The 20,295-nt window shown below is 60.7% G+C and carries 21 protein-coding genes; 9 read left to right on the plus strand and 12 right to left on the minus strand.

The features are described 5' to 3' along the window. Positions 1-554: type I pantothenate kinase (gene coaA / locus RDN59_RS07470; RefSeq protein ID WP_308607288.1), on the minus strand; the 554-nt coding region annotated here is incomplete at its 3' end. A gap of 196 nt (positions 555-750) precedes the next feature. Between coaA and glyA the strand changes: the two genes are divergently transcribed. Then, positions 751-2,052 (plus strand): serine hydroxymethyltransferase, encoded by a 1,302-nt coding sequence (glyA, locus tag RDN59_RS07475; protein WP_308607289.1) that lies wholly within the window; start codon positions 751-753, stop codon positions 2,050-2,052. On the opposite strand, the gene RDN59_RS07480 is transcribed toward glyA, so the two are convergent. Next, positions 2,049-2,369, minus strand: coding sequence for a DUF5997 family protein (locus tag RDN59_RS07480; RefSeq protein WP_308607303.1), 321 nt, complete (start codon positions 2,367-2,369; stop codon positions 2,049-2,051). The two genes, glyA and RDN59_RS07480, sit on opposite strands and share 4 nt — an antisense overlap. A 98-nt stretch (positions 2,370-2,467) precedes the next feature. Between RDN59_RS07480 and RDN59_RS07485 the strand changes: the two genes are divergently transcribed. The 5 genes from RDN59_RS07485 to RDN59_RS07505 all read left to right on the plus strand — a co-directional run bounded on the left by RDN59_RS07485 (position 2,468) and on the right by RDN59_RS07505 (position 7,465). Next, positions 2,468-3,169, plus strand: coding sequence for a LysR family transcriptional regulator substrate-binding protein (locus RDN59_RS07485; RefSeq protein ID WP_308607290.1), 702 nt, complete (start codon positions 2,468-2,470; stop codon positions 3,167-3,169). Between the two features lie 127 nt (positions 3,170-3,296). Further along, positions 3,297-3,956 carry a hypothetical protein gene (locus RDN59_RS07490; protein ID WP_308607291.1) on the plus strand — a complete coding sequence of 220 codons (660 nt, stop codon included), beginning with the start codon at positions 3,297-3,299 and terminating at the stop codon, positions 3,954-3,956. 297 nt (positions 3,957-4,253) lie between these two features. Next, positions 4,254-5,612, plus strand: a complete 1,359-nt coding sequence (locus RDN59_RS07495; RefSeq protein ID WP_046648336.1) for a PhoH family protein — start codon at positions 4,254-4,256, stop codon at positions 5,610-5,612. A gap of 71 nt (positions 5,613-5,683) precedes the next feature. Beyond that, positions 5,684-6,259: an N-acetyltransferase family protein gene (locus RDN59_RS07500; RefSeq protein ID WP_308607292.1), complete on the plus strand. Its 576-nt coding sequence runs from the start codon at positions 5,684-5,686 to the stop codon at positions 6,257-6,259. Between the two features lie 81 nt (positions 6,260-6,340). Further along, the gene (locus RDN59_RS07505; protein WP_308607293.1) at positions 6,341-7,465 is read left to right on the plus strand and encodes a hypothetical protein; all 1,125 of its coding nucleotides are present in this window, start codon (positions 6,341-6,343) and stop codon (positions 7,463-7,465) included. Between the two features lie 252 nt (positions 7,466-7,717). Here the strand turns inward: RDN59_RS07505 and RDN59_RS07510 are convergent, their stop codons facing one another. From RDN59_RS07510 to glpX, 4 genes are all read right to left on the minus strand, one after another. Next, positions 7,718-9,292, minus strand: coding sequence for an MDR family MFS transporter (locus RDN59_RS07510; protein ID WP_308607294.1), 1,575 nt, complete (start codon positions 9,290-9,292; stop codon positions 7,718-7,720). Next, positions 9,286-9,909, minus strand: coding sequence for a TetR/AcrR family transcriptional regulator (locus RDN59_RS07515; protein WP_308607295.1), 624 nt, complete (start codon positions 9,907-9,909; stop codon positions 9,286-9,288). The genes RDN59_RS07510 and RDN59_RS07515 overlap by 7 nt, the downstream gene beginning before the upstream one ends. Positions 9,910-10,315: 406 nt before the next feature. Further along, on the minus strand, positions 10,316-11,716 hold the full coding sequence (locus RDN59_RS07520; RefSeq protein WP_308607296.1) for a class II fumarate hydratase: 1,401 nt from the start codon (positions 11,714-11,716) through the stop codon (positions 10,316-10,318). A gap of 98 nt (positions 11,717-11,814) precedes the next feature. After that, entirely contained in the window at positions 11,815-12,834 is a 1,020-nt protein-coding gene (gene glpX / locus RDN59_RS07525) for a class II fructose-bisphosphatase (RefSeq protein ID WP_046648341.1), read from the minus strand. A gap of 201 nt (positions 12,835-13,035) precedes the next feature. On the opposite strand from glpX, the gene RDN59_RS07530 reads away from it, so the two are divergent. Then, positions 13,036-13,626 (plus strand): DUF4245 domain-containing protein, encoded by a 591-nt coding sequence (locus RDN59_RS07530; protein WP_308607297.1) that lies wholly within the window; start codon positions 13,036-13,038, stop codon positions 13,624-13,626. A gap of 4 nt (positions 13,627-13,630) precedes the next feature. On the opposite strand, the gene RDN59_RS07535 is transcribed toward RDN59_RS07530, so the two are convergent. The 3 genes from RDN59_RS07535 to xseA are packed head-to-tail and all read right to left on the minus strand — an operon-like array spanning position 13,631 to position 15,560. Then, on the minus strand, positions 13,631-13,984 hold the full coding sequence (locus RDN59_RS07535) for a hypothetical protein (RefSeq protein ID WP_070821813.1): 354 nt from the start codon (positions 13,982-13,984) through the stop codon (positions 13,631-13,633). Further along, on the minus strand, positions 13,985-14,272 hold the full coding sequence (locus RDN59_RS07540) for an exodeoxyribonuclease VII small subunit (protein ID WP_070510275.1): 288 nt from the start codon (positions 14,270-14,272) through the stop codon (positions 13,985-13,987). 46 nt (positions 14,273-14,318) lie between these two features. Further along, positions 14,319-15,560, minus strand: a complete 1,242-nt coding sequence (gene xseA, locus RDN59_RS07545) for an exodeoxyribonuclease VII large subunit (RefSeq protein ID WP_308607298.1) — start codon at positions 15,558-15,560, stop codon at positions 14,319-14,321. Positions 15,561-15,712: 152 nt separating this feature from the next. On the opposite strand from xseA, the gene RDN59_RS07550 reads away from it, so the two are divergent. Beyond that, entirely contained in the window at positions 15,713-16,672 is a 960-nt protein-coding gene (locus tag RDN59_RS07550) for a 4-hydroxy-3-methylbut-2-enyl diphosphate reductase (RefSeq protein ID WP_070754977.1), read from the plus strand. On the opposite strand, the gene RDN59_RS07555 is transcribed toward RDN59_RS07550, so the two are convergent. Genes RDN59_RS07555 through RDN59_RS07565 form a run of 3 tightly spaced genes read right to left on the minus strand, consistent with a single transcriptional unit; the run spans position 16,669 to position 20,033 of the window. Further along, positions 16,669-17,409 (minus strand): DUF6542 domain-containing protein, encoded by a 741-nt coding sequence (locus RDN59_RS07555; RefSeq protein WP_308607299.1) that lies wholly within the window; start codon positions 17,407-17,409, stop codon positions 16,669-16,671. The two genes, RDN59_RS07550 and RDN59_RS07555, sit on opposite strands and share 4 nt — an antisense overlap. Before the next feature lie 35 nt (positions 17,410-17,444). Beyond that, positions 17,445-18,515 carry a DNA recombination protein RmuC gene (locus tag RDN59_RS07560; protein WP_308607300.1) on the minus strand — a complete coding sequence of 357 codons (1,071 nt, stop codon included), beginning with the start codon at positions 18,513-18,515 and terminating at the stop codon, positions 17,445-17,447. A gap of 36 nt (positions 18,516-18,551) precedes the next feature. After that, positions 18,552-20,033, minus strand: coding sequence for an AI-2E family transporter (locus RDN59_RS07565; protein WP_308607301.1), 1,482 nt, complete (start codon positions 20,031-20,033; stop codon positions 18,552-18,554). A gap of 47 nt (positions 20,034-20,080) precedes the next feature. Here RDN59_RS07565 and RDN59_RS07570 point away from each other — a divergent pair. Next, positions 20,081-20,295: GTPase (locus RDN59_RS07570; protein ID WP_308607302.1), on the plus strand; the 215-nt coding region annotated here is incomplete at its 3' end.

A 20,295-nucleotide genomic window follows, 5' to 3' on the forward strand; every position in this document is an offset into this window, starting at 1 on the left:
AATTCATCGGGGACGATGTCATAGGACACGTGCGAGTACAACGGTGCGGTAACCAGCGGTTTGCCGGATTTAACGTCGGTAACAAAACGCATGAGCGCGCGGCGGTCATAAGACTCCGGATAGCCCTTGCGCTGCATCAACCCGTGCTCTTTGAGGTAGGCGGTGGGGTAGAGGAAACCATCGGTGGTGACGAGGTCGACCTTCGGGTGGGAATCCCAGCGTTCCAAAAGCACTTGGAGCAGGCGCGCCGTCGTCGATTTGCCCACGGCGACAGAGCCGGCGACGCCGATGACGAAAGGAACGTGCGTCGGTGGGTTACCTAAAAATGCCTCGGTGGCGGTGGTGAGCTTCTGGCGTGCCTCCACCTGCATGTGAATGAGACGGGACAGTGGTAGATAAACTTCCGCTACCTCGGTGAGATCGATGCGGTCACCAATACCACGGAGCTTTTCTACCTCGGTGGCCGTCAACACCTGTGGCATGGATTTACGCAGGGCACGCCACGTATCGCGGTCAAAATCGAGGTACGGGCTCGCATCGGTCATTCGCGCCATGCCGACTATTGTCGCACTGCATCCGGCGCCTCGTGCAATCGCCCCGAATGAAAAGATTCCTAGAGACCCCCGCGCGGGGGATAGGGGCGTTAGGATGTAGAACTAGCTTCGGCGATTTCTCAAGTCGGTGGTGTTGTGCTGCGAGCGGGCGCCGCTGGCTATCTTGACCATCTTTAGGAAGGGACACCACGCTTTCATGACGACTACGAACAATTCAGACGTGCGCTACCAGGAGATGCGCGATCTTGACCCCGAGGTCTTCGAGGCTATTTCCGGTGAGATTGCTCGTCAGCGCGATACCCTCGAGATGATTGCTTCGGAGAACTTCGTCCCCCGCGCCGTTCTGCAGGCGCAGGGTTCTGTTCTCACCAACAAGTACGCAGAGGGCTACCCGGGGCGCCGCTACTACGGCGGCTGCGAGCACGTTGATGTCGTGGAGGATCTGGCTCGCGATCGTGCCAAGGCGCTTTTCGACGCCGAATTTGCCAACGTCCAGCCGCACTCCGGTGCCCAGGCCAACGCTGCGGTGCTGGCATCGCTGATCCAGCCGGGTGACAAGATCATGGGCCTGTCCTTGGCACATGGCGGCCACCTGACCCACGGTATGAAGCTGAATTTCTCCGGCAAGCTTTACGACGTTGCCGCGTATGAGGTTGACCCGGAGACCATGCGCCTCGACATGGACAAGGTCCGCGAGCAGGCTCTGGCTGAGAAGCCGCAGGTGATCATTGCTGGTTGGTCCGCCTACCCGCGCACCATCGATTTTGAGGCATTCCGCTCCATCGCTGATGAGGTGGGCGCCTACCTGTGGACGGATATGGCGCACTTCGCAGGCCTCGTGGCCGCCGGCCTTCACCCCTCCCCGGTTCCGCACTCTGATGTTGTGTCCTCCACTGTGCACAAGACGCTTGGTGGCCCGCGCTCCGGAATTATCTTGGCCAAGCAGGACTTTGCCAAGAAGATCAACTCCAACGTCTTCCCTGGCCAGCAGGGCGGTCCGCTCATGCACGTTATCGCGGCGAAGGCCATCGCCCTCAAGATTGCGGCCACCGAGGAGTTCAAGGAGCGCCAGGAGCGCACCCTGGAAGGTGCTCGCATTCTGGCTGAGCGCCTGACCGCTGAGGATTGCACCAAGGCGGGCGTCGACGTCCTCACCGGCGGCACCGACGTGCACCTCGTCCTGGCGGACCTGCGCAACTCTGAACTCGATGGCCAGCAGGCGGAGGACCTCCTCCACGAGGTGGGCATCACCGTGAACCGCAATGCGGTCCCGAACGATCCGCGCCCGCCGATGGTTACCTCCGGCCTGCGCATCGGCACCCCGGCCTTGGCTACCCGCGGCCTTGACACGGCGGCCTTCACCGAGGTGGCCGATGTTATCGGTACCGCGCTGGCAAACGGTAAGAACGCGGACGTCGCCAAGCTGCGCGCCCGCGTGGAGAAGGTCGCCGCGGACTTCCCGCTGTACGACGGCCTCGAAGACTGGAAGCTGGTCTAAGCTTCCGAACGCTCCTCGGCGTGAGCTTTCCGTGCGGCCCCGAGCCACTCGGGCATCGCGCTGAGGAGCTCTTTGATTTCTGCGGTGGTCAGAGGGCGATCCATGTCGTTCTTCTTCAGCGCGGTCACGGAAATGCCCAGCTTCTGCGCCACTACCGGGCGCGGGTGCGGGCCCTCGCGGCGCAGGGTGGCCAGCCACTCCGGTGGGTTCTCCTGCAGGTCGCGCAATTGCGCGTGGGTCACTGCATTGGCTTGAAACTCCTCTGGGGCGGCCGGCAGGTAGATGCCCAGCTTCTTAGCTGCGGTTTGTGCGCGCATGGCGGTACCGGAAGGCTGCTGGGTTTCGTTGGCTGGGGTTTCATTATTCGGGGTATCAGTCACGCTCACCACGCTAGCAGCACCGTAGTATGAGGTGCATGCTCCGCCTTGTCTTTTGCACTGGTACAGAACCCGGTAAATGGTTTCGACGCTACCGTGACTCGCATTCTCCCGAGTCCCTGGTGACCGCCGACGCCGATGATGCGATGGCGACTCTTCTTGCGCAGGAAGCAGACCTCGCGCTAACCCGCCTGCCAGATCCGCGGGTCGATGACAGCTTCCATGTGGTTCGGCTGTACGAGGAAGCGCCTGGGATCGCCGTTCCGAAAGATTCCGTGTACGCCGAGGTAGGGGAGGACATTACACCGGAGGATGTCGCCGAAGAGATCGTGAATTACCGGATCTCGCAGGACGGCAGCGTCGACGTTCCCGCCCTGCGCACCGCTCTCCAAGTCGTGGCAGCCAACGTGGGCGTGGCCATCGCACCTCGACCTCTGCTGAAGGTGCTCAGCAAGAAGCAAGTCGTGGCTCTAGGTCTGGAGGATCCCACTGTTGCGCGCACGGAGATCGCTTTGGTGTGGCGCCGGGCGGAGGATGGTGACGAGATTCAGGATTTCGTCGGCGTGGCGAAGGGAAGGACGCGGAATTCTTCCCGCAATGTTGCTGAGAAGCGCAGCGCCCGTGACAAAGCAAAGGCCAAGCAAGCTCGCAGAAAGTCTCAAGGAAAGCCTCAAAAAAGCTCTATTTTCAAACCGTTATCGAAAAGATATAGAGGGTCTCAACAGCGGAAACGTCGATAAAGCATGGTTTTTGTTGTCTAATCACAGGTTTGCCGGTGGCGTGACGCCGGCGACCGGGCCTACGGTGGGTTTCGTTCTCAACAAAAGTACTTAGAACAGTGCTCAACAAAAGAGAAAGGTTTAGATAATGAAGAAGATGACTCGTCGTTTCGCTGCTGGTATCGCCGCTGCGACCCTGTCCCTGGGTGTCGTTGCCTGCTCCGATGCTGAGGACGCCGCTAAGGATGCTGGCGACGCTGCACAGTCCGCCGCGTCCGACGCTACCGGTGCTGCCGGCTCTGCCGCTCAGGACGCTAAGGATTCCATGAAGGACTCCGAGTCCGCCGATCCTTCTGATGCTGAGGGTGCAGCGGATGCTGACTCCTCTGAGGCGGAGTCCTCCGACTCGGATTCCGCTGATTCCACCGATTCTGAGGGAGCCGAGGGCGATAAGGAGAGCGTCTCCACCGCTAACGGTGAGGTAGAGGTTGCCTCCGACTTTGCACAGGCCATTAAGGACAAGGCCGCCGAGTGGGGCGATCCGGAGTCCATCGAGTCCACCGATGCTGGTAGCGTTGCTACCTTCGCCAAGGACAAGCTGCTGGCATTCAGCGAGGGCGATGGCTCCCAGCCGATCATCGGCAAGATCGCTGAGACCTGGACCGAGGAAGGCGGCTTGGACAGCAAGGTTGGCCTGCCGACCGCCCCGGAGAAGGCTGAGGGCAACGGCTGGGTACAGGAATTCACCAACGGCACCATTTCCTGGATGCAGGGTGAGTCCGGCGAGTACGAGGCCACCATCAACTAAGAGAGCTCACAATAGGGACAGCCCGCTAAGAACATGCTCCGCACTGTAAAACCAGTGCGGAGCATTTCTTTGTGTTTTGTGTGGGAGCGAGCCGACTGGTGGGGATGGTGTGGCTCTGGGGATTGTCGTTTTAATACTGTTCATCTTGCACCCATGTAATTTCAACCTTTGCTCTCTAGCGTGGATGGTGTTCGGAGGTTCACAGGGACGTCCGGACAGTTCGAAAAACACCAGCTTCACCATGCCCTCCCAGGTCGTTGAGTTGGGGCGGGCATAACAAGGGAGAACCCTGCCGCTATGACCAATCCTTCCGTCCTGACCGAGCAGCCACACGAGGCCGCTGTGGTTACCAAGACCTATGTCATCGATACCTCCGTCCTCCTCTCCGACCCCTGGGCGTTGCGTAAATTCGCAGAGCACGATGTGGTGCTGCCCATCGTCGTTATCTCTGAGTTGGAAGGGAAACGTCATCACCCGGAGCTTGGCTGGTTCGCCCGCCAAGCTCTTCGCTTTTTGGAGGACCTCCGCGCTACCTATGAGGCGCTGGATCAGCCTCTTCCCGTCAACGCCGCGGGCGGAACGCTGCGCGTGGAGCTCAATCACCAGGATCAGTCCTTGCTGCCGGCGGCCTTCCGCGGGCCGGAGGGAGACCACCGAATCCTGGCCTGCGCGCTCAACCTGCAGCATGAGGGCAAGGACACCGTCCTGGTGACCAAGGATGTTCCGCTGCGTGTTAAGGCGGGCGCCGTAGGCCTGCAGGCAGATGAGTACCACGCGCAAGACGTTGTGCTCACCGGATACACCGGAATGGCCACGGTGCAGACCACCGCGGAGGTCATCGATGAGCTCTATGGGGAAGGCGAGGTGCTTATCGACGGATCAGTGACTACCGCCGGCACCCGCGTCGAGGACCTTCCGGTGCACTGCGGCGTGACGCTGCAGGCAGGCGGGCAGTCAGCGCTGGGGCGCATGACAGCCGAGGGGGCAGTGCGCTTGGTACGCGGTGATGCGAATGTCTTTGGTCTCCAGGGGCGCTCGGCTGAGCAGCGGGTAGCTTTGGACCTGCTGCTGGATCCTTCCGTGGGCATCATGTCCATTGGAGGCCGTGCAGGTACCGGTAAGTCTGCGCTGGCCTTGTGCGCCGGCCTAGAAGCTGTGCTGGAGCGTGGCGAACACCGCCGCATCGTGGTCTTCCGCCCGATGTATGCGGTGGGTGGGCAATCCCTGGGATACCTGCCTGGCTCCGAGAGCGAGAAGATGAACCCGTGGGCGCAGGCGGTCTACGACACGTTGGAGGGTCTCGTATCGGAGAACGTCATGGATGAGGTTCAGGACCGTGGGCTTTTAGAGGTTCTCCCGCTGACCCACATTCGCGGACGAAGCCTGCACGATTCCTTCGTAATCGTCGATGAGGCCCAGTCGTTGGAACGCAACGTGCTGCTGACTGTCTTGTCTCGCTTGGGCCGCGGATCGCGCGTGGTGCTGACCCATGACGTGGCGCAGCGAGACAACCTGCGCGTGGGCCGGCACGACGGTGTGCAGGCAGTCATTGAAAAGCTCAAAGGGCATGAGCTCTTCGCTCACATCACGTTGCAGCGCTCTGAGCGCTCTGCCATTGCGGAACTTGTCACCGATTTGCTGGAAGGTGAGAACTAACTCGTTCGCGAATGGCGATCTCGTAGGGGTCTGCTTGGCATTGGTCGTGCGTGCTCAGTAATAATTGTCCTATGAGCGACAACGCGAAAGACAAGAAGAAGGATTTCCGCATCCGTCCATTCACTGCGGCGGACTACCCGCAAATGCGCGAGATCTACGAGCAGGGCCTCAACACCGGCCACGCTACCTACGAGACACGGTCGCTGACCTTTGAGGAGTTTAAGAACGTCAAGATCATGTCGTCGGTCTTTGTTGCGGTGGAGGCGGACGATGACTCGAAGGTCCTCGGCTGGGTCTGCGCTGCGCAGGCGTCTACCCGCACCGTGTTCCACGGCGTGGTGGAGGATTCCATCTACCTGAGTAAGGAAGCCCAGGGCAGGGGTATCGGTGGTGCTTTGCTGGATCAGCTCATCGAGGTCTGCCGTGACTTGCACAAGTGGGCCATCCACTCGTGGATCTTCCCGGAGAACGAAGGCTCCGCTGGTCTCCACAAGTCCCGCGGCTTCGTCAAGGTCGGCACCTACTCCCACATGGCCAAGATGACCTACGGCGAGCTCGCCGGCCAGTGGCGCGATACCGATGTATATGAGCTTCTTCTTCCGAAGCCGGAGGAAAAGAAGGCAGAAGCCAACCAGAAGAGAAAGTAATTATCTTACTTTTCTAATACCAGGGCATGATCGCGGATAGAATAAAACCTGTTCTCATTCACTCTCTAGCGAAGGCGAATCATGTCTTTCCGTACTTCTGTGCTTGCCCTTTCCACCGTCGCAGCCGTGTCGGCCGGTGCTTTCGTAGCGCCCGTTGCCACGGCTGCTGAGTTTCCATCTGCTGGCTCTGTCCCTGTAGCAGAGCTCAACGTTAACTATCCCGACGGCGCTTTGGCGTATGTTTTCGCCGAGCCGGTGATGCAATCCAAGATCGATCTCATGGTTAAGCAAATTCGGGCGGTACGAGCACGCGCGTGGGATTCAAATCTTTTGCTTGGGGGAGTTCCTCTCCGTGAGGCTGCGCGAGGTGAAGGACTCAACTCCCGTGAGGAGTACGTAGATTCAATTTCGTGGAGCCGCGGGCTGGAACATGCTGCGCTCCAGCGAGCTGCGGAAGAGAACGAAGGTCCGCAATTGGATCACGAGCGCATCCCGGGAGTGGAGTGCTGGAGCGTGACCGATGATTTCAAGAGTGCTGAAAACATCAACTACCTCGGTGCTGATGAAGCTATCAACGGCTGGGCTGATGAATGGGCCAACAAGGTGAGTGGGTCCGGTGAGACCGGTCACCTCGACAATATGCTTGCTCCGAACCATCGTTACTTTGCTGTCGCCGAGGTAGGTACGGCCACTGCCGGCCTCTTTGGGGACAAGAACTTTGAAAATTCTCCGGAAAACAGAACGTCTACTCGCCTTGACCAAGGGCGCTACGTTTTCCCGGTAGCTGTTCCTTCTGGATCTATCGAGGATGCTGAACTGTTCTTCTCGGATGGTACTGTGCCGAGCGCAACCGGCAGCTTTGGCCTCAGGATTGATGGTTTTAATGGTGCTCGCTTGGGGGTTCCGGTGGCGTCACCAAGCAGCAGTGATCCGGAGGTGCTCGAAGTCAATAAGGACGGAACCTACAAGGCCAAGTCAGAAGGTACCGCGACCGTCACCCTTAACACCTATGTTCTGCGTAACGGCCAGCCGCAGCTGTCGGACAACTACGTCACCAAGACCGTGAAGGTGACCAAGGAGTCCCCCGGCGGGGAGGTGAGCTTCGGTGGTACGAATATCGGAGCCATTGTAGGCATCCTCGCTGGTGTGCTCGCTCTCATCGGAGTCGCTGCTCAGGTGGCGCGACAGTTGGGCATCCTGCGCTAAGCATCGTTGGAAAAAGAAGCCCTCGCTACGAGCATTCTCGTAGCGAGGACTTTGTGTGTTTACAGCACCCGGCTTCTAGTCTGAGGGGACATCCCAGCGACCGAACCACCGTTGTGCCTGAGGGCGTATTTCATTTCTCAGGCGACTGAAGTGGGGAATAGCAAACCAGCCCTCCCGGAGCATGGTCAAGGCGGATTCGAGGCAGGCGTCGACAAGCGCAAGCCTGTCTCGGATACCCGCAGTGAGCGACATTTAATCAATCGTCTCCTTGAGGTGCTCCTCCCGCACCGGCAGGATGAGCAGGAGAGCGATGATGGCCATCGGGACCATGAGCAGGATGACCGGGGTGAGGCCGTCGTTGTAGGCGTTGAGGATGACGTCGCGGATGGGGTCCGGAAGCTGTGCCACCATCGACGGGGTCAGGTTGGAGGAACCGCCGCCCTCAGCGCTGAACTTTTCTGCAAAGGGCGCGCCAGCCTTGCCCATGGAAGCAATGGCGGCAGGCATGTTGGCGGCCAACTCATCCTTCATGTTGTGGATGAACAGTGAACCCACCAAGGAGGCACCCATGGCGGAACCGATCTGGCGGAAGAAGTTGTTGGCCGCCGTTGCGGTACCCACCAGTGCCACGGGGAAGGAGTTCTGAACGATGAGAACGAGCACCTGCATAACGAAGCCGAGGCCGATGCCGAAGACGAGGAACTCAGCGCCAAGGTGAGTCAGGGAGGTATCCACAGTCAGCTTCGACATCCAGAACAGCGCGCCTGCCGTAATGGCGAGACCGATGATGGGGTAGCGCTTGTAGTGGCCGGTTCGGGCGATGATGAATCCCACTGTGGTAGAAGTGCCAATCATGCCGAGCATCATCGGGATCATCATGAGTCCCGCCTTGGTTGGCGTCAGGGTATGCACCATCTGCAGGTAGGTCGGCATGTAGCCCAGCACACCGAACATAGCCAGGCCCAGCACCATGCCGGCGGCCGTCGTGAGCACCATGTTGCGGTTCTTAAACAGCAGAACTGGGATTAGAGGCTCCTTGGCCCGCTTCTCGACGAAGACCGTGATAACAGCACCAATCACAACGATGACGGCCAAGGTGAGAATGACGGGATCCGACCACTCGTACTGAGTGCCGCCCCACGTGGTCATAAGGATGAGCGAGGCGGTCGTGATGGCGATGAAGGTGGCACCCAAGGCATCAAACTTGCGCAAGTCAGTATCACCAACGCGCAAGTGCAGAACGAGCACGCACACGGTCATGGCGAGCAGACCAAGGGGAATATTCATCCACAGACCCCAGCGCCAGCCAGGTCCATCAGTGAACCAGCCGCCAAGGACTGGGCCGAGGACGGAGGACAGGCCGAAAACGCCGCCCATGATGCCCATGAACTTACCGCGCTCACGTGCCGTGGTGACCTCCGCGATGATGGACTGGGAGGAGATCATCATGAATCCAGCGCCGAAGCCCTGAATGGCACGGCCAATAATGAGCAGATTCATCGAATTGGCGAAGCCGCCCACGGCGGACCCGATGACGAAGGTGGCAATACCGCCGATATAGAGCCACTTGCGGCCCATCATGTCACCGAGCTTGCCGGAGATAGGCATAGCAATGGTCATGGTGACCAAGAAGGCGGAGATGACCCAGCTCATGTGGTCGACACCGCCGAGCTCGCCGACGATAGTGGGGAGGGCGGAAGCGAAGATCATCTGCCCCAGGGAGCTCATCAACATGGTGAGCACGAGGGCAGAGAAGACGAGGGCAAGGTTGTTTTCCGGCTTGCCATTGTCAGTGTTGGCCACTGGCGGTTTCGCGGTAGCTACCATGACAGTCCTTTCGAATAGTTGTTGATGAGTGTGAGTGCGGAGTCAAAGCGCTGTTCAAAGGGGACATCACAGCTGAAGTCTGGCGAGGTGGTGGCCAACCAAAAAGCCTCACGGATGGTGACAGCAATGAGGAGTGCCTCCGTGTGCGGGGAGATATCCGGCATGGTCTTCAATGCTGGCTCCTGCTCCAGCCGTTGGGTGAGAAGCTCAAGTACTTCGTTAGACTTGGCACGCTTTCTGCTTAAGGATGCCGCCGCTGCGTCCGCATCGCGGGAGATACGGCGGCGTCGCTCAGCAATCTCCCTGTTGGCGTGCTGCCCAATGAGGTGTTCCTTGATGAGGTCTACGGCCAGCTTGAAGAGGTTCTCCGTGGGAGTTTCGAGCAGGTAGCTCTTCTGCTCTTGGGAAAACTCTTGGCTGGGGTTGCCCAAGACAGCTGAGTCCTTGGAATCGAAATAGTTAAAGAAAGTACGCCGGGAAATACCGGCCTTCTCACAAATCTCCTCCACCGTAACTGCAGCAAAGCCGTGCTCGTCTACCAAGAGGGTGGCAGCATCCTCTATACGTAGGCGAGTTTTTAGGCGTTTTTGCTCGCGTAATGACAGTTCTTCTTGCACGGAGTGCAATCCTACACTCAGTGCAAGTTTGCACCAAGTGCAATGATGGTGATTCTCATGATGGCGGGACGAGCTTTATGGCGCGGCGCACAGGAAAGGGGGAGCAGATGGTAGCAACCCTACCCTTCGCGCTCACCAGCAGCATGCGCTGTGGCTGATTAAGGCTCGCCGTGAGCGCGAAGGGCGCGAAGTGATGGCTTGGAAAGGAATTCTCAAGCCCAAAACTGCCCTAGTTGACGAAGTTATTGCCAGGCCTTGAGTCATGAGCGGTGGTTTTGGCAGATCGGGCAGTTGCTGCCCCGACCTTGTTGCTGGCCCAGCAGGGCGGATGAGAAAACAGCGAAGCCGCCCTGCGCGCCACCTCAAGGAGGCGGTGCGAAGAGCGGCGGCGTGGGCGAAAGCGAGCTTAGAAGTTATCGCGGTCGCGGTTGGTCATGGTAAGAACGTTGAGGCGCTCATCGAGCTCTTCCTCGGTGAGGTTCTCGCCGTCGACGAAGCCGAGGTCGATGACTGCCTCGCGGACGGTGATCTTCTCGTTCAGTGCGTGCTTAGCTGCCTTGGCGGCGTTCTCGTAGCCGATCTTGGAGTTCAGCGGGGTGACGATGGAGGTGGAGGACTCCGCAAACTTCTTCATGCGCTCCTCGTTGGCCTCGATGCCGTCAACGCACTTCTCAGCGAAGACGCGGGAGACATTAGCCAGCAGGCGGGAGGACTCGAGGACGTTGCGGGCCATCATCGGGATGTAGACGTTGAGCTCGAAGTGGCCGTTGGAGCCGCCGAAGGCAACAGCGGCGTCGTTGCCGATGACCTGGCTGACCACCATGGTGGCGGCCTCGCACAGAACCGGGTTGACCTTACCCGGCATGATGGAGGAGCCCGGCTGCAGATCCGGGAGGTGGATCTCCGCAAGGCCGGTGAGTGGGCCGGAACCCATGAGGCGGATGTCGTTAGCAATCTTGTTGAGGGAGATAGCAACGGTGCGCATGGCGCCGGAGAACTCGACGAGGGCGTCGCGGGCAGCCTGGGCCTCGAAGTGGTTCTTGGCCTCGGAGAGCTGGTCAATGCCGGTGAGCTTCTTGAGCTCCTCGGTGACCTTGCCGCCAAACTCAGCGTCGGTGTTCAGGCCGGTACCGGTAGCGGTGCCGCCGATAGCCAGTTCGCCCAAGCGCGGCAGCGTAGCCTCAACGCGCTCGATGCCGAGCTCGATCTGGCGAGCGTAGCCACCGAATTCCTGGCCCAGGGTGATCGGGGTGGCGTCCATCAGGTGGGTACGGCCGGACTTAACTACATCAGCGAATTCCTTGGCCTTGGCCAGCAGGGAATCGTGCAGGACCTTGAGGCCCGGGATGAGGTCATTTACTGCAGCCTCCGTTGCCGCAACGTGGGTTGCGGTGGGGAAGGTGTCGTTGGAGGACTGACCCATGTTCACGTGGTCATTCGGGTGAATCTCCACGCCGTTCTTGTGGGCGATGGAAGCGATGACCTCGTTGGTGTTCATGTTGGAGGAGGTGCCGGAGCCGGTCTGGAAGACGTCAATCGGGAAAGCATCGTTGTGCTTGCCCTCTGCAATCTCGGTGGCGGCGGCGATGATGGCGTCAGCCTTCTCCGCGTCCAGCTTGCCGGAATCCTTGTTCACCTGGGCGCAGGCAGCCTTGAGGAGGCCGAGTGCGCGGATCTGAGCATCTTCGAGGCCGCGGCCGGAGATCGGGAAGTTCTCCACGGCGCGCTGGGTCTGGGCACGCCACAGGGCGTCGACCGGAACCTTTACCTCGCCCATGGTGTCGTGTTCAATGCGGTATTCAGTCATGGATTCACCTTTTCTGTGAAATGAGTTTTGTTGGGTTCTTTATGTGTGCCGTGGCACGGCATTCATGGCCACCGTAGCACTCTTCCTGGGAAAGTGGACTAGCTTTCCTGATCGTGGGGGTTGGTGTAGTCCACCACGGAGTATTCCTGCAGCTTAGCCAGCTTATGGATGGAGTCGACGTAGCGGATGGTGCCGGACTTGGAGCGCATGACCAGAGAGCGGGTGGTGGCACCATTCGGGCGGTAGGAGACACCGCGGAGCATATCGCCATTGGTCACGCCGGTAGCGGCGAAGTAGCAGTTCTCGGAGGAAACCAGGTCGTTGGTGGTGAGGACGCGGTCGAGGTCGTGGCCAGCCTTGCGGGCCTTCTCTGCTTCTTCCTCATCCTTGGGCCACAGCTTGCCCTGGATTTCACCACCCATGCACTTCATGGCGCAGGCGGTAATGATGCCCTCTGGGGTGCCGCCAATGCCCATCATGAGGTCGATGGAGTTGCTGTCCTGGCAGGTGGCGATGGCGCCGGCGACGTCACCGTCCATGATGAGGCGAACCTTGGCACCGGCTTCACGGATCTCCCGGATGAGGTCATCGTGGCGCGGGCGGTCGAGCACGACGACGGTCAGGTCGGCCGGCTTGATGCCCTTGGCCTTGGCCACGGACTTCACGTTCCATGCCACCGACTCATTGAGGTCGATGGCGCCGACTGCCTCGGGGCCGACAGCGATCTTCTTCATGTAGAAGACAGCGGACGGGTCGTACATGGTGCCGCGTTCGGCAGCAGCAATGACGGAAATAGCGTTCGGGCGGCCCTCAGCCATGAGGCGGGTGCCATCGACCGGGTCGACGGCGATGTCCATCTCGGCGCCCTGGCCGGTGCCGACCTTTTCGCCGTTGAAGAGCATTGGGGCTTCATCCTTCTCGCCCTCGCCGATGACGACGACGCCGTTCATCTCGACGGAGTTGATGAGCTTGCGCATAGCATCCACCGCGGCGCCGTCACCTTCATTCTTCTGTCCACGGCCAACCCAGCGACCCGAGGCGAGCGCTGCTGCCTCGGTGACGCGCACCAGCTCCATGGCTAGGTTGCGGTCGGGGATATAAGACGTGTTATCAGACATGTGTGATTAGTCCCTTTCTTTTTAGGTGGCTCGGCCCGGGGTGGGGGACAACCCGGAATACATATTCCATTCTTCCACTTTTCCCGCCCGCTTAAGCCCGAATGCCTCCCCCAGAAGAGGGACAGGGCGGTACTACCTGCTAAATGGGCAGGTGGGAGGCCGCTGTCGCGTGTGCCGGAGCCGTCGTGCCATACTGGGCAAGTGGCATCTGAAGATAAACCAAAGATTTTTGAGGACGCGCGTGATATCACCCTGACGGTGGGCATCATCCTCATCATGATGTTCCTGGCCGTCGGGGCAACGGGACTGTGCTCGATAAATCCGGAAAAGTCCGGGCCTGTGCAGAATGTGGATGCCGCCACCTTCCTGGAGATGGAAGCACGCGGTAGCGGGGCGGTCATTCGCGAACCTGTCATGTCGGAGGGCTGGCAGCCGACGGCCGCGCGGCGCAAGCAAGTGGGCAGCGAGTCCGGTGCCGTGGTGAGTTGGCTGACCGCGAATGAAGGATACGTTGAGTCAGCACAGACCCAGCTAGCTCTTGAAGATGTCCCCACCGCCTACGATTCCAACTATCGAGCCAACTCCGAGCGGCGTGAGGTAGCGGGTCAGGACGTGGAAATCCTGAGCAGCGACGACAAGGACGTTCGCCCCCTGTGGATCACGGACTTGGGCGATGCCCGCCTTATCCTTACCGGATCTGCCTCCGACGCGGATTATGAGGCGGCTCTGACCGCATTCGTCGAGGCCAAGCCGCTCCAGATCGCTGAAGACGGCAGCGTCATCAGCGAGTAACTAGTCAGCGAAACGTCACGCTCTGCAGCGCGCCGTCCCATTCCACCTCGACCTCGTTGCCAGCAGCGCTGCGCAGGGTCTCGGGGTCGAGCCCGCTCAGGCGGGTCTTGCCTAGGTAGATATCCACCTTTTCGTGCTTGGACTTGCTGGGGAATAAGGAGACCTCGCTAAGTTTCCCTTCGGTGAAGCGCAAGACAATGGAGCCGGAAAAGTAGCTGATTTCCTCACCGTTGTCGGTGTGAGGGGTGCCGAAGAATTCTTCGGCGAGCTGGCGCGGATCACCAAAAACCATGGCACCTGCTCCGCCGGACTTGGAGACGAAGTCGACGCGATCTCCCGGGTAGCCGTAAATCTTCATTTAAACCTCTCCTGTTTCCGTCTGTGCTTCTGCGTTGTCCGGGCTGTCCGCATTCTTGCGGAGGGCTTCCTCTACGCGCTTGGAAGCGCCATCGAGGTGTGCCTCGCAGGCCTTGGCTAGTGCCTCGCCGCGCTCCCAATATTTCAGGGACTCGTCTAAGCCCATCTGCCCGAGCTCGAGGATCTTCACGGTTTCGATAAGTTCGTCGCGGGCCTGTTCATAGCTCAGCTCTTCGACGGGCGGGAATGCGTCCTGGCCGGGCTGGCCGGCGCCAATCGTGTCAGTCATGAGGGATAGTGCTTCTTTCTTTTTGGTTCTGTATAAAGCGGTCTGTTTAATCCGCAGCCTGGGAGGCCATGGCGGCGGCGGTAATCGAGCCATCACCCACGCGGATGCGCAGTTGCGAACCCGGGGGCGATTGCGTGTAGCTCGTGACGACTTCCGGCCCGCTGCCATCGCGCGGAAGGACCTGCACAATGGCATAGCCGCGCTCGAGGGTGGCCGAGGGGCCCAAGGCGGAGACCCGCGCACGCAACGAGGCTACCTGGTTGCTTTCGCGGTCCAGCTGATGAGTAATGACTCGCCGGATCGACGCAACGTGGCGTTCGAGTTCCTCGCGGCGCGCGGTGATCGGCACCATGGGGTCCGCGAGGACTGGGCGGGAGCGAATGCTCTCGAGCCCGCGGCGCTCCCGTTCCACCCAGCCACGCAGCGCAGCCGCCATGCGGGAACGCGCTTCGGAAATCACGGCGTATTCCTCGGCCGCGGAGGGCACGACGCGCTTGGCCGCATCGGTGGGGGTGGCGGCGCGGAGATCGGCGACGTCGTCAAGCACCGGATGGTCCGGCTCGTGGCCGATGGCGGAGACAACCGGGGTGCGGGCGGCGGCCACAGCGCGCTGGAGAGCTTCCTCGGAGAAGGGGAGCAGGTCCTCCACCGATCCGCCGCCGCGGGCGATGATGATGACATCGACCTCTGGGTTGGCATCGAGGGTCTGCAGTGCGTCAATGACCTGGGTGACTGCCGTGGCTCCCTGCACCGCTGTGTTGATGACCTCGAACTGGACTGCCGGCCAGCGGTCTTGTGCCACGGAGAGAACATCGCGCTCAGCGTGGGAGCCACGGCCGGTAATGAGTCCGATTCTCTTTGGCAGGTAGGGAAGAGGCAGTTTGCGGGAAGGATCGCACAGGCCCTCCTGGCGTAGGCGCTGGCGCAGCATCTCTACACGGGCGAGGAGATCACCGATGCCGACGTGACGAATCTCAGTAACCCACAGGGAGAAGCTACCGCGCCCGGCGTAGAAGGCTGGCTTGCCGTAGACCACGACGCGGTCGCCGTCTTTGAGCGGCGAGGGAGCATTCCGGATGAGCGACGTATTACAGGTCAGCTGGACGGATTTTTCCTGTTCGACGTCACGCAAGGTGATATAGGACAGTTTCCACGTCGGCTTCATGTTCAGCTGGGTGATCTGACCCTCCACCCAGAGGAAGCCGAGGCGCTCGATCCAGCCTTTGACTTGGTCATTGACCTTGCCGACGGGCCACGGTGTCTCCGCGGAATTGGCCGGTTGGTTCACGCGCAGTCCTTTCTCTTGAGTGGTCTGTGCTTCGGGGCGTGTTCCGTCTAGTGTATGGGGCGCGCCGGACATCGGGTGTCACCGGTCACCTGCGGCGGGCGAGAATGGGCGAGAACTACAGTATGTGGGCAACTTTAGATACTCTGGTTGGCATGACTGAAACTGCAAAGAAGGTGCTCCTCGCGGCTCCCCGCGGCTACTGCGCCGGCGTGGATCGCGCTGTTGAGACAGTGGAAAAGGCGCTGGAAAAGTACGGCGCTCCCATCTACGTGCGCAAGCAAATCGTGCACAACCGCTTCGTCGTTGAATCCCTGGCCAAGCGTGGCGTCATCTTTGTGGAAGAGGCCTCCGAGGCCCCCGAAGGTGCTCACCTGGTATTTTCCGCGCACGGCATCGCGCCGAGCGTGCGCAAAGAGGCCGAAGAACGCAAGCAGCTAACGCTGGACGCCACGTGCCCGCTGGTGACCAAGGTACACAAGGAAGCCCAGCGCTTTGAGCGTGACGGCTACCAGATTCTGCTGATCGGCCACGAAGGTCACGAAGAGGTCGAAGGTACTGCGGGCGAGGCCCCGGACGTCACCCACCTGGTGGATGGCTTGGAGGGCGTCGACAAGCTGCCGGACTTCCTACACGAGGAAAAGCTCATCTGGCTGTCCCAGACCACGTTGTCGGTGGATGAGACCATCCAGATCGTCAACAAGCTACGCGAGCGTTTCCCGCACTTGGAAAACCCGCCGTCAGACGATATTTGCTACGCCACACAGAACCGCCAGGAGTCGGTAAAGGCCATCGCCCCGAAGTGCGATCTCATGATCGTTGTCGGCTCCCAGAACTCCTCCAACTCCAAGCGCCTCGTCGAGGTTGCCCTGGAGGCAGGTTCGAAGACCTCGTATCTGGTGGATTTCGCCTCAGAGATCGATGAGGCCTGGCTTGAGGGAGTGAACACTGTTGGCGTCACGTGTGGTGCCTCCGTGCCTGAGTTGCTGGTGCGTGAAGTGCTTGAATACCTAGACGAGCGCGGCTACAGCGATGTTGAGCAGGTGACGACCTCCACGGAGACCATCACGTTCTCGCTACCGCGCGATCTGCGCCCGGCACGTACTGCGCGCTAGTCCTCGTCGTAGAGGTTTTCCTCGAGCGGCTGGGGGGACCGCTGGGGACGCTGCGCGCGCCGCGCATTCTCCGCTGCTTCAGCGGCGGCGCGGCGGAAATCCTCCTGCACGTCGGTCTCGGGGGAAGCTTGGCGGAGCTGGGCGCGCTCTTCGGCCTGCAGACGACGGCGTTCCTCGCGGTTGCGCTCCCGGACCCGCCCAGAGCTCGTGTTCTCCCGAGCAATGAGCTCTGCCACGGAGAGCCGCTCAGAGCGGTTGCGGCGGTCGGAGGCAGCGTCGGCGCGGCGCTTCTTTTGTGCTTCCGCTTCTCGGCTCTTCGCGTGGTTGTTGCTGCTCCATATGCGCATGACCGCGAGCAGTGCGCACGCCAAGACTGTGACGATGAGCACCGGGAAGTGCTGCACCAAGGGGAAGGCCGTGGTAAGAAGCGCGGTCTTGGAAAACGGAGAGGCGCCCTCCGGCAAGGCAGCCGTCGAGTTAATGAACCCGCCGCCTACAGTTCCCAGCGCGTAGAGCAACGGCAGGGTAATCACTAACAAGTAGAGCCCGCGGATCTCCACCAACCAGGTGAGAGCGAGCGAGCCGAGTCCAAAAATTAGGGCGAACGGCAGGGCAACCTTGCCGAGCACACCTGAGACTGCCAAGGCCACAAGCGTCACGACGAGCGCGACGAGGAGCGCTCGGGTAAGCGGCATCCCACGGCGGGGAGGGCGGCGACGATTTTTGGCAACAGACACGCCCAGAAAGCTTACCGGGATTGTTGACCAAAACGTTATTCATCGTGGGCGCGCCGCGGCCAAGAACCGACACTGCGCGGCTCCACCGGCAGGCGGTCCACGCGGGCGGGCACATCTAGCTCTTTGAGCCGCCGCGCGGTGACCCCGACGCGGGAGTCCAAGCTGGCCAAACTCGCGTTATATGCCTCAACCGCGCGCTCGAGGCCGCGGCCGACCTTGTCATAGTGCTCGCTGAGGGTATTGAGGCGCGTGTAAAGCTCACGTCCCAAGCGCTGTACCTCGCGGGCTTTGTCGGAGATCTCTTCGTGCTGCCAGCTCACCGCCACGGTGCGCAGGAGGGCGAAGAGGGTGCTCGGCGTGGAGATGACGATGTTACGCTCGAATGCGAACTCGAGCAGCTCGGCATCGAGGGAGAGCGCGGCGTCGACGAAGGTATCCGCGGGAACGAAGAGGACCACAAACTGCGGCGTGGGGGAGAAGGCCTCGATATAGTCCTTAGAAGCCAGTGCTTGGACATGTGAGCGCATCAGGTGCGCGTGGCGGCGCAGAAACCCTGCCCTTTCTTCTGGATCCTCAGTCTCCATGGCGTCGAGGTAGGCGCTGAGTGGAACCTTGGCGTCGACCACAATGCTGCGCCCACCTGCCAGGTGAACGACGAGGTCAGGGCGGACTACCGAACCGTTGATGCGAGCGGTGACCTGGGAGTCGAAATCCACATGTTTGCGCATGCCACCGAGCTCGACCACGCGCTCCAGCTGTACTTCGCCCCAGCGCCCGCGGACGTTCGGCGAGCGCAGCGCACCGACCAACTTATCGGTGCGATCGGAGAGCCGCGTCGAGGTCCGCGTTACCGCTTGAACTTGGCTGCTGAGTGCGGCGAGCGATGTCGCGCGATCCTCCTCAATTTCCTGCAGTTGCAGGCCCAAGCGGTCCATGGCCTTTTCCAGCGGGACAAGCTCTGCTTGGCGGCGTTGGGATTCTTGCAGCGCGCGGTGCTCCTCGGAGGGCTGGGAAGACTGCGCGGAATAAGCGCGAGCCAGCCAACCGAGAGCGGCGCCAATGATGAGGCCGAGGAAGAGGAGCAACACGGGAAGGGTAGACGTCATGCCTGCCATCATGACATGCGCCCCAGACACGCCCCGCTAGTTTTTGTCCTTCGACTGCAACATCTGTTCGAGAGCGCCGATGGCGCGCTTAATTCCCGCGCGGGCGCCGCTATCTCGTTCGCTGAGTTCCGCGTCGACATCGACCTTGCGGTCCAGCGGGCTCGTGCCATCGCTGGCGACGTCTTCCGCAGCGCCTTCGGGTGCGGCGTGGTCCGGGATGGACAGCCATTGTTCGCGCTTCCGGTCACCCTGCTGCTGTGTGTAGCGCCCGATGAGGAAACCGGCGACCGTTGAGAATTCCAAGTCTTCGGCGGTCCTCTCGCCCGATTGGAGCATCACCATGTCTTGGAAGTAGCGGTAGACAACCGCGATGGTCGCTGCAACCGGAACGGCGAGGAAGCCGCCGACGAGGCCGAAGAGCGCGGAACCGACGGTCACGGAAATCAACACGATGACCGGGTGCAGGTTCATGGCCTTCGACTGCAGCCACGGGGAGAGCACGTTGCCCTCAAGCTGCTGGACCAGCAGAACCAAGCCAAGCACGAGGAGTGCTTTGGTGAAGCCCAAGGAGACCAGGGCGATGGTCACGGATAGCGCGCCGGCCACGATGGCGCCCACAAAGGGGATAAAGCCGGCGATGAAGGTAATGATGGCCAGCGCCATGGCCAAAGGCACCCCGATGAGGGCGAGGCCGAGGCCGATGAAGATGGCGTCGACAAGCGAGACCACCGCCTGCGCCCGCACGAAGCCACCCAGCGTGGTCCACACACGGGTGAGCAACTCAGTGAGGTGCCAGCCGGTGCGGCGGCCCGTCGCTTGGCGCAGCCAGGGGAGGAAGTTGTGGCCATCTTTAAGGAAGAAGAAGGTCAGCACCACGATGATGAAAAGCGTGACCACGATGGAGGTCGCCGTGCCAATTCCTGTGAACACGGAACCCGCAATGGAACCCGCCTGGCGCTGCAGCCACAGGGCGATCTCATCGATGTATTGGCCGATCTCATCCGGATCGAGGTTGAGCGGAGGACCCTGTGCCCATAGCTGCAGGCGCTGAATGCCTTCCGCAGTTTGCAGGTACAGCGTTTGGGATTGCCGCGCAAAGTCCGGAGCAATGAACATGAAGAGCGAGCCCACCGCGGTAAAAGACACGAGGATGGTTACTGCCGCAGCCAGGGCTGACGGCAGTCCCTTGCGCCGCATGGCGCTCGCAATGGGGGCAAGCACGGTGCAAATAATGAGCGCGATGAGGACGGGCAGGATGCCGCGCCAGAAGTTGCCCAGCATGCGGAAGGAGGCATAAAGAAAGACGCCAATGATGGTCAGGCGCAGCGCCCACAGCGATGCGGACTTGATGACCTCGCCGACCACCACGGAGCGATCCACTTGGTTTCCTGGCGGGTGTGCGGAGACAGCGTTCAGCGAGGCAGCATCGACGGAGTCATCGAAGCGCCCGCCAAGTGCTGCCTCTGCTGCGGCAAGCTCAGGCGAGGATGCATTGGGGGATGGCTGATCAGAACTCACCCCACCATCTTGCCTTAAAAGATCCGGGGTGCGTTAGGATTGGCCCCGTGAGTCTTACACTTGGAATCGTCGGCCTGCCCAACGTGGGCAAGTCCACTTTGTTTAATGCCCTGACCCGTTCCGACATATTGGCGGCGAACTACCCGTTTGCCACCATTGAACCCAATGTCGGCCTCGTTGAGCTCCCCGATTCCCGCCTGAACCGCCTTGCGGAAATCTTCAACTCCGAGCGCATCCTTCCGGCTACCGTGTCCTTCGTGGA

It is taken from the genome of uncultured Corynebacterium sp. (assembly GCF_902489365.1).
Lineage (GTDB): Bacteria > Actinomycetota > Actinomycetes > Mycobacteriales > Mycobacteriaceae > Corynebacterium.

Excerpts from the sequence above, each read along its gene's own strand:
- RDN59_RS07480 (WP_308607303.1), bottom strand. The coding sequence starts at position 2,369 with ATGCGCGCACAAACCGCAGCTAAGAAGCTGGGCATCTACCTGCCGGCC.
- RDN59_RS07560 (WP_308607300.1), bottom strand. The coding sequence starts at position 18,515 with ATGACGTCTACCCTTCCCGTGTTGCTCCTCTTCCTCGGCCTCATCATT.
- RDN59_RS07550 (WP_070754977.1), top strand. The coding sequence starts at position 15,713 with ATGACTGAAACTGCAAAGAAGGTGCTCCTCGCGGCTCCCCGCGGCTAC.
- RDN59_RS07505 (WP_308607293.1), top strand. The coding sequence starts at position 6,341 with ATGTCTTTCCGTACTTCTGTGCTTGCCCTTTCCACCGTCGCAGCCGTG.
- RDN59_RS07500 (WP_308607292.1), top strand. The coding sequence starts at position 5,684 with ATGAGCGACAACGCGAAAGACAAGAAGAAGGATTTCCGCATCCGTCCA.
- RDN59_RS07495 (WP_046648336.1), top strand. The coding sequence starts at position 4,254 with ATGACCAATCCTTCCGTCCTGACCGAGCAGCCACACGAGGCCGCTGTG.
- RDN59_RS07510 (WP_308607294.1), bottom strand. The coding sequence starts at position 9,292 with ATGGTAGCTACCGCGAAACCGCCAGTGGCCAACACTGACAATGGCAAG.
- RDN59_RS07490 (WP_308607291.1), top strand. The coding sequence starts at position 3,297 with ATGAAGAAGATGACTCGTCGTTTCGCTGCTGGTATCGCCGCTGCGACC.
- RDN59_RS07520 (WP_308607296.1), bottom strand. The coding sequence starts at position 11,716 with ATGACTGAATACCGCATTGAACACGACACCATGGGCGAGGTAAAGGTT.
- glpX (WP_046648341.1), bottom strand. The coding sequence starts at position 12,834 with ATGTCTGATAACACGTCTTATATCCCCGACCGCAACCTAGCCATGGAG.
- RDN59_RS07535 (WP_070821813.1), bottom strand. The coding sequence starts at position 13,984 with ATGAAGATTTACGGCTACCCGGGAGATCGCGTCGACTTCGTCTCCAAG.
- glyA (WP_308607289.1), top strand. The coding sequence starts at position 751 with ATGACGACTACGAACAATTCAGACGTGCGCTACCAGGAGATGCGCGAT.
- RDN59_RS07540 (WP_070510275.1), bottom strand. The coding sequence starts at position 14,272 with ATGACTGACACGATTGGCGCCGGCCAGCCCGGCCAGGACGCATTCCCG.
- RDN59_RS07485 (WP_308607290.1), top strand. The coding sequence starts at position 2,468 with ATGCTCCGCCTTGTCTTTTGCACTGGTACAGAACCCGGTAAATGGTTT.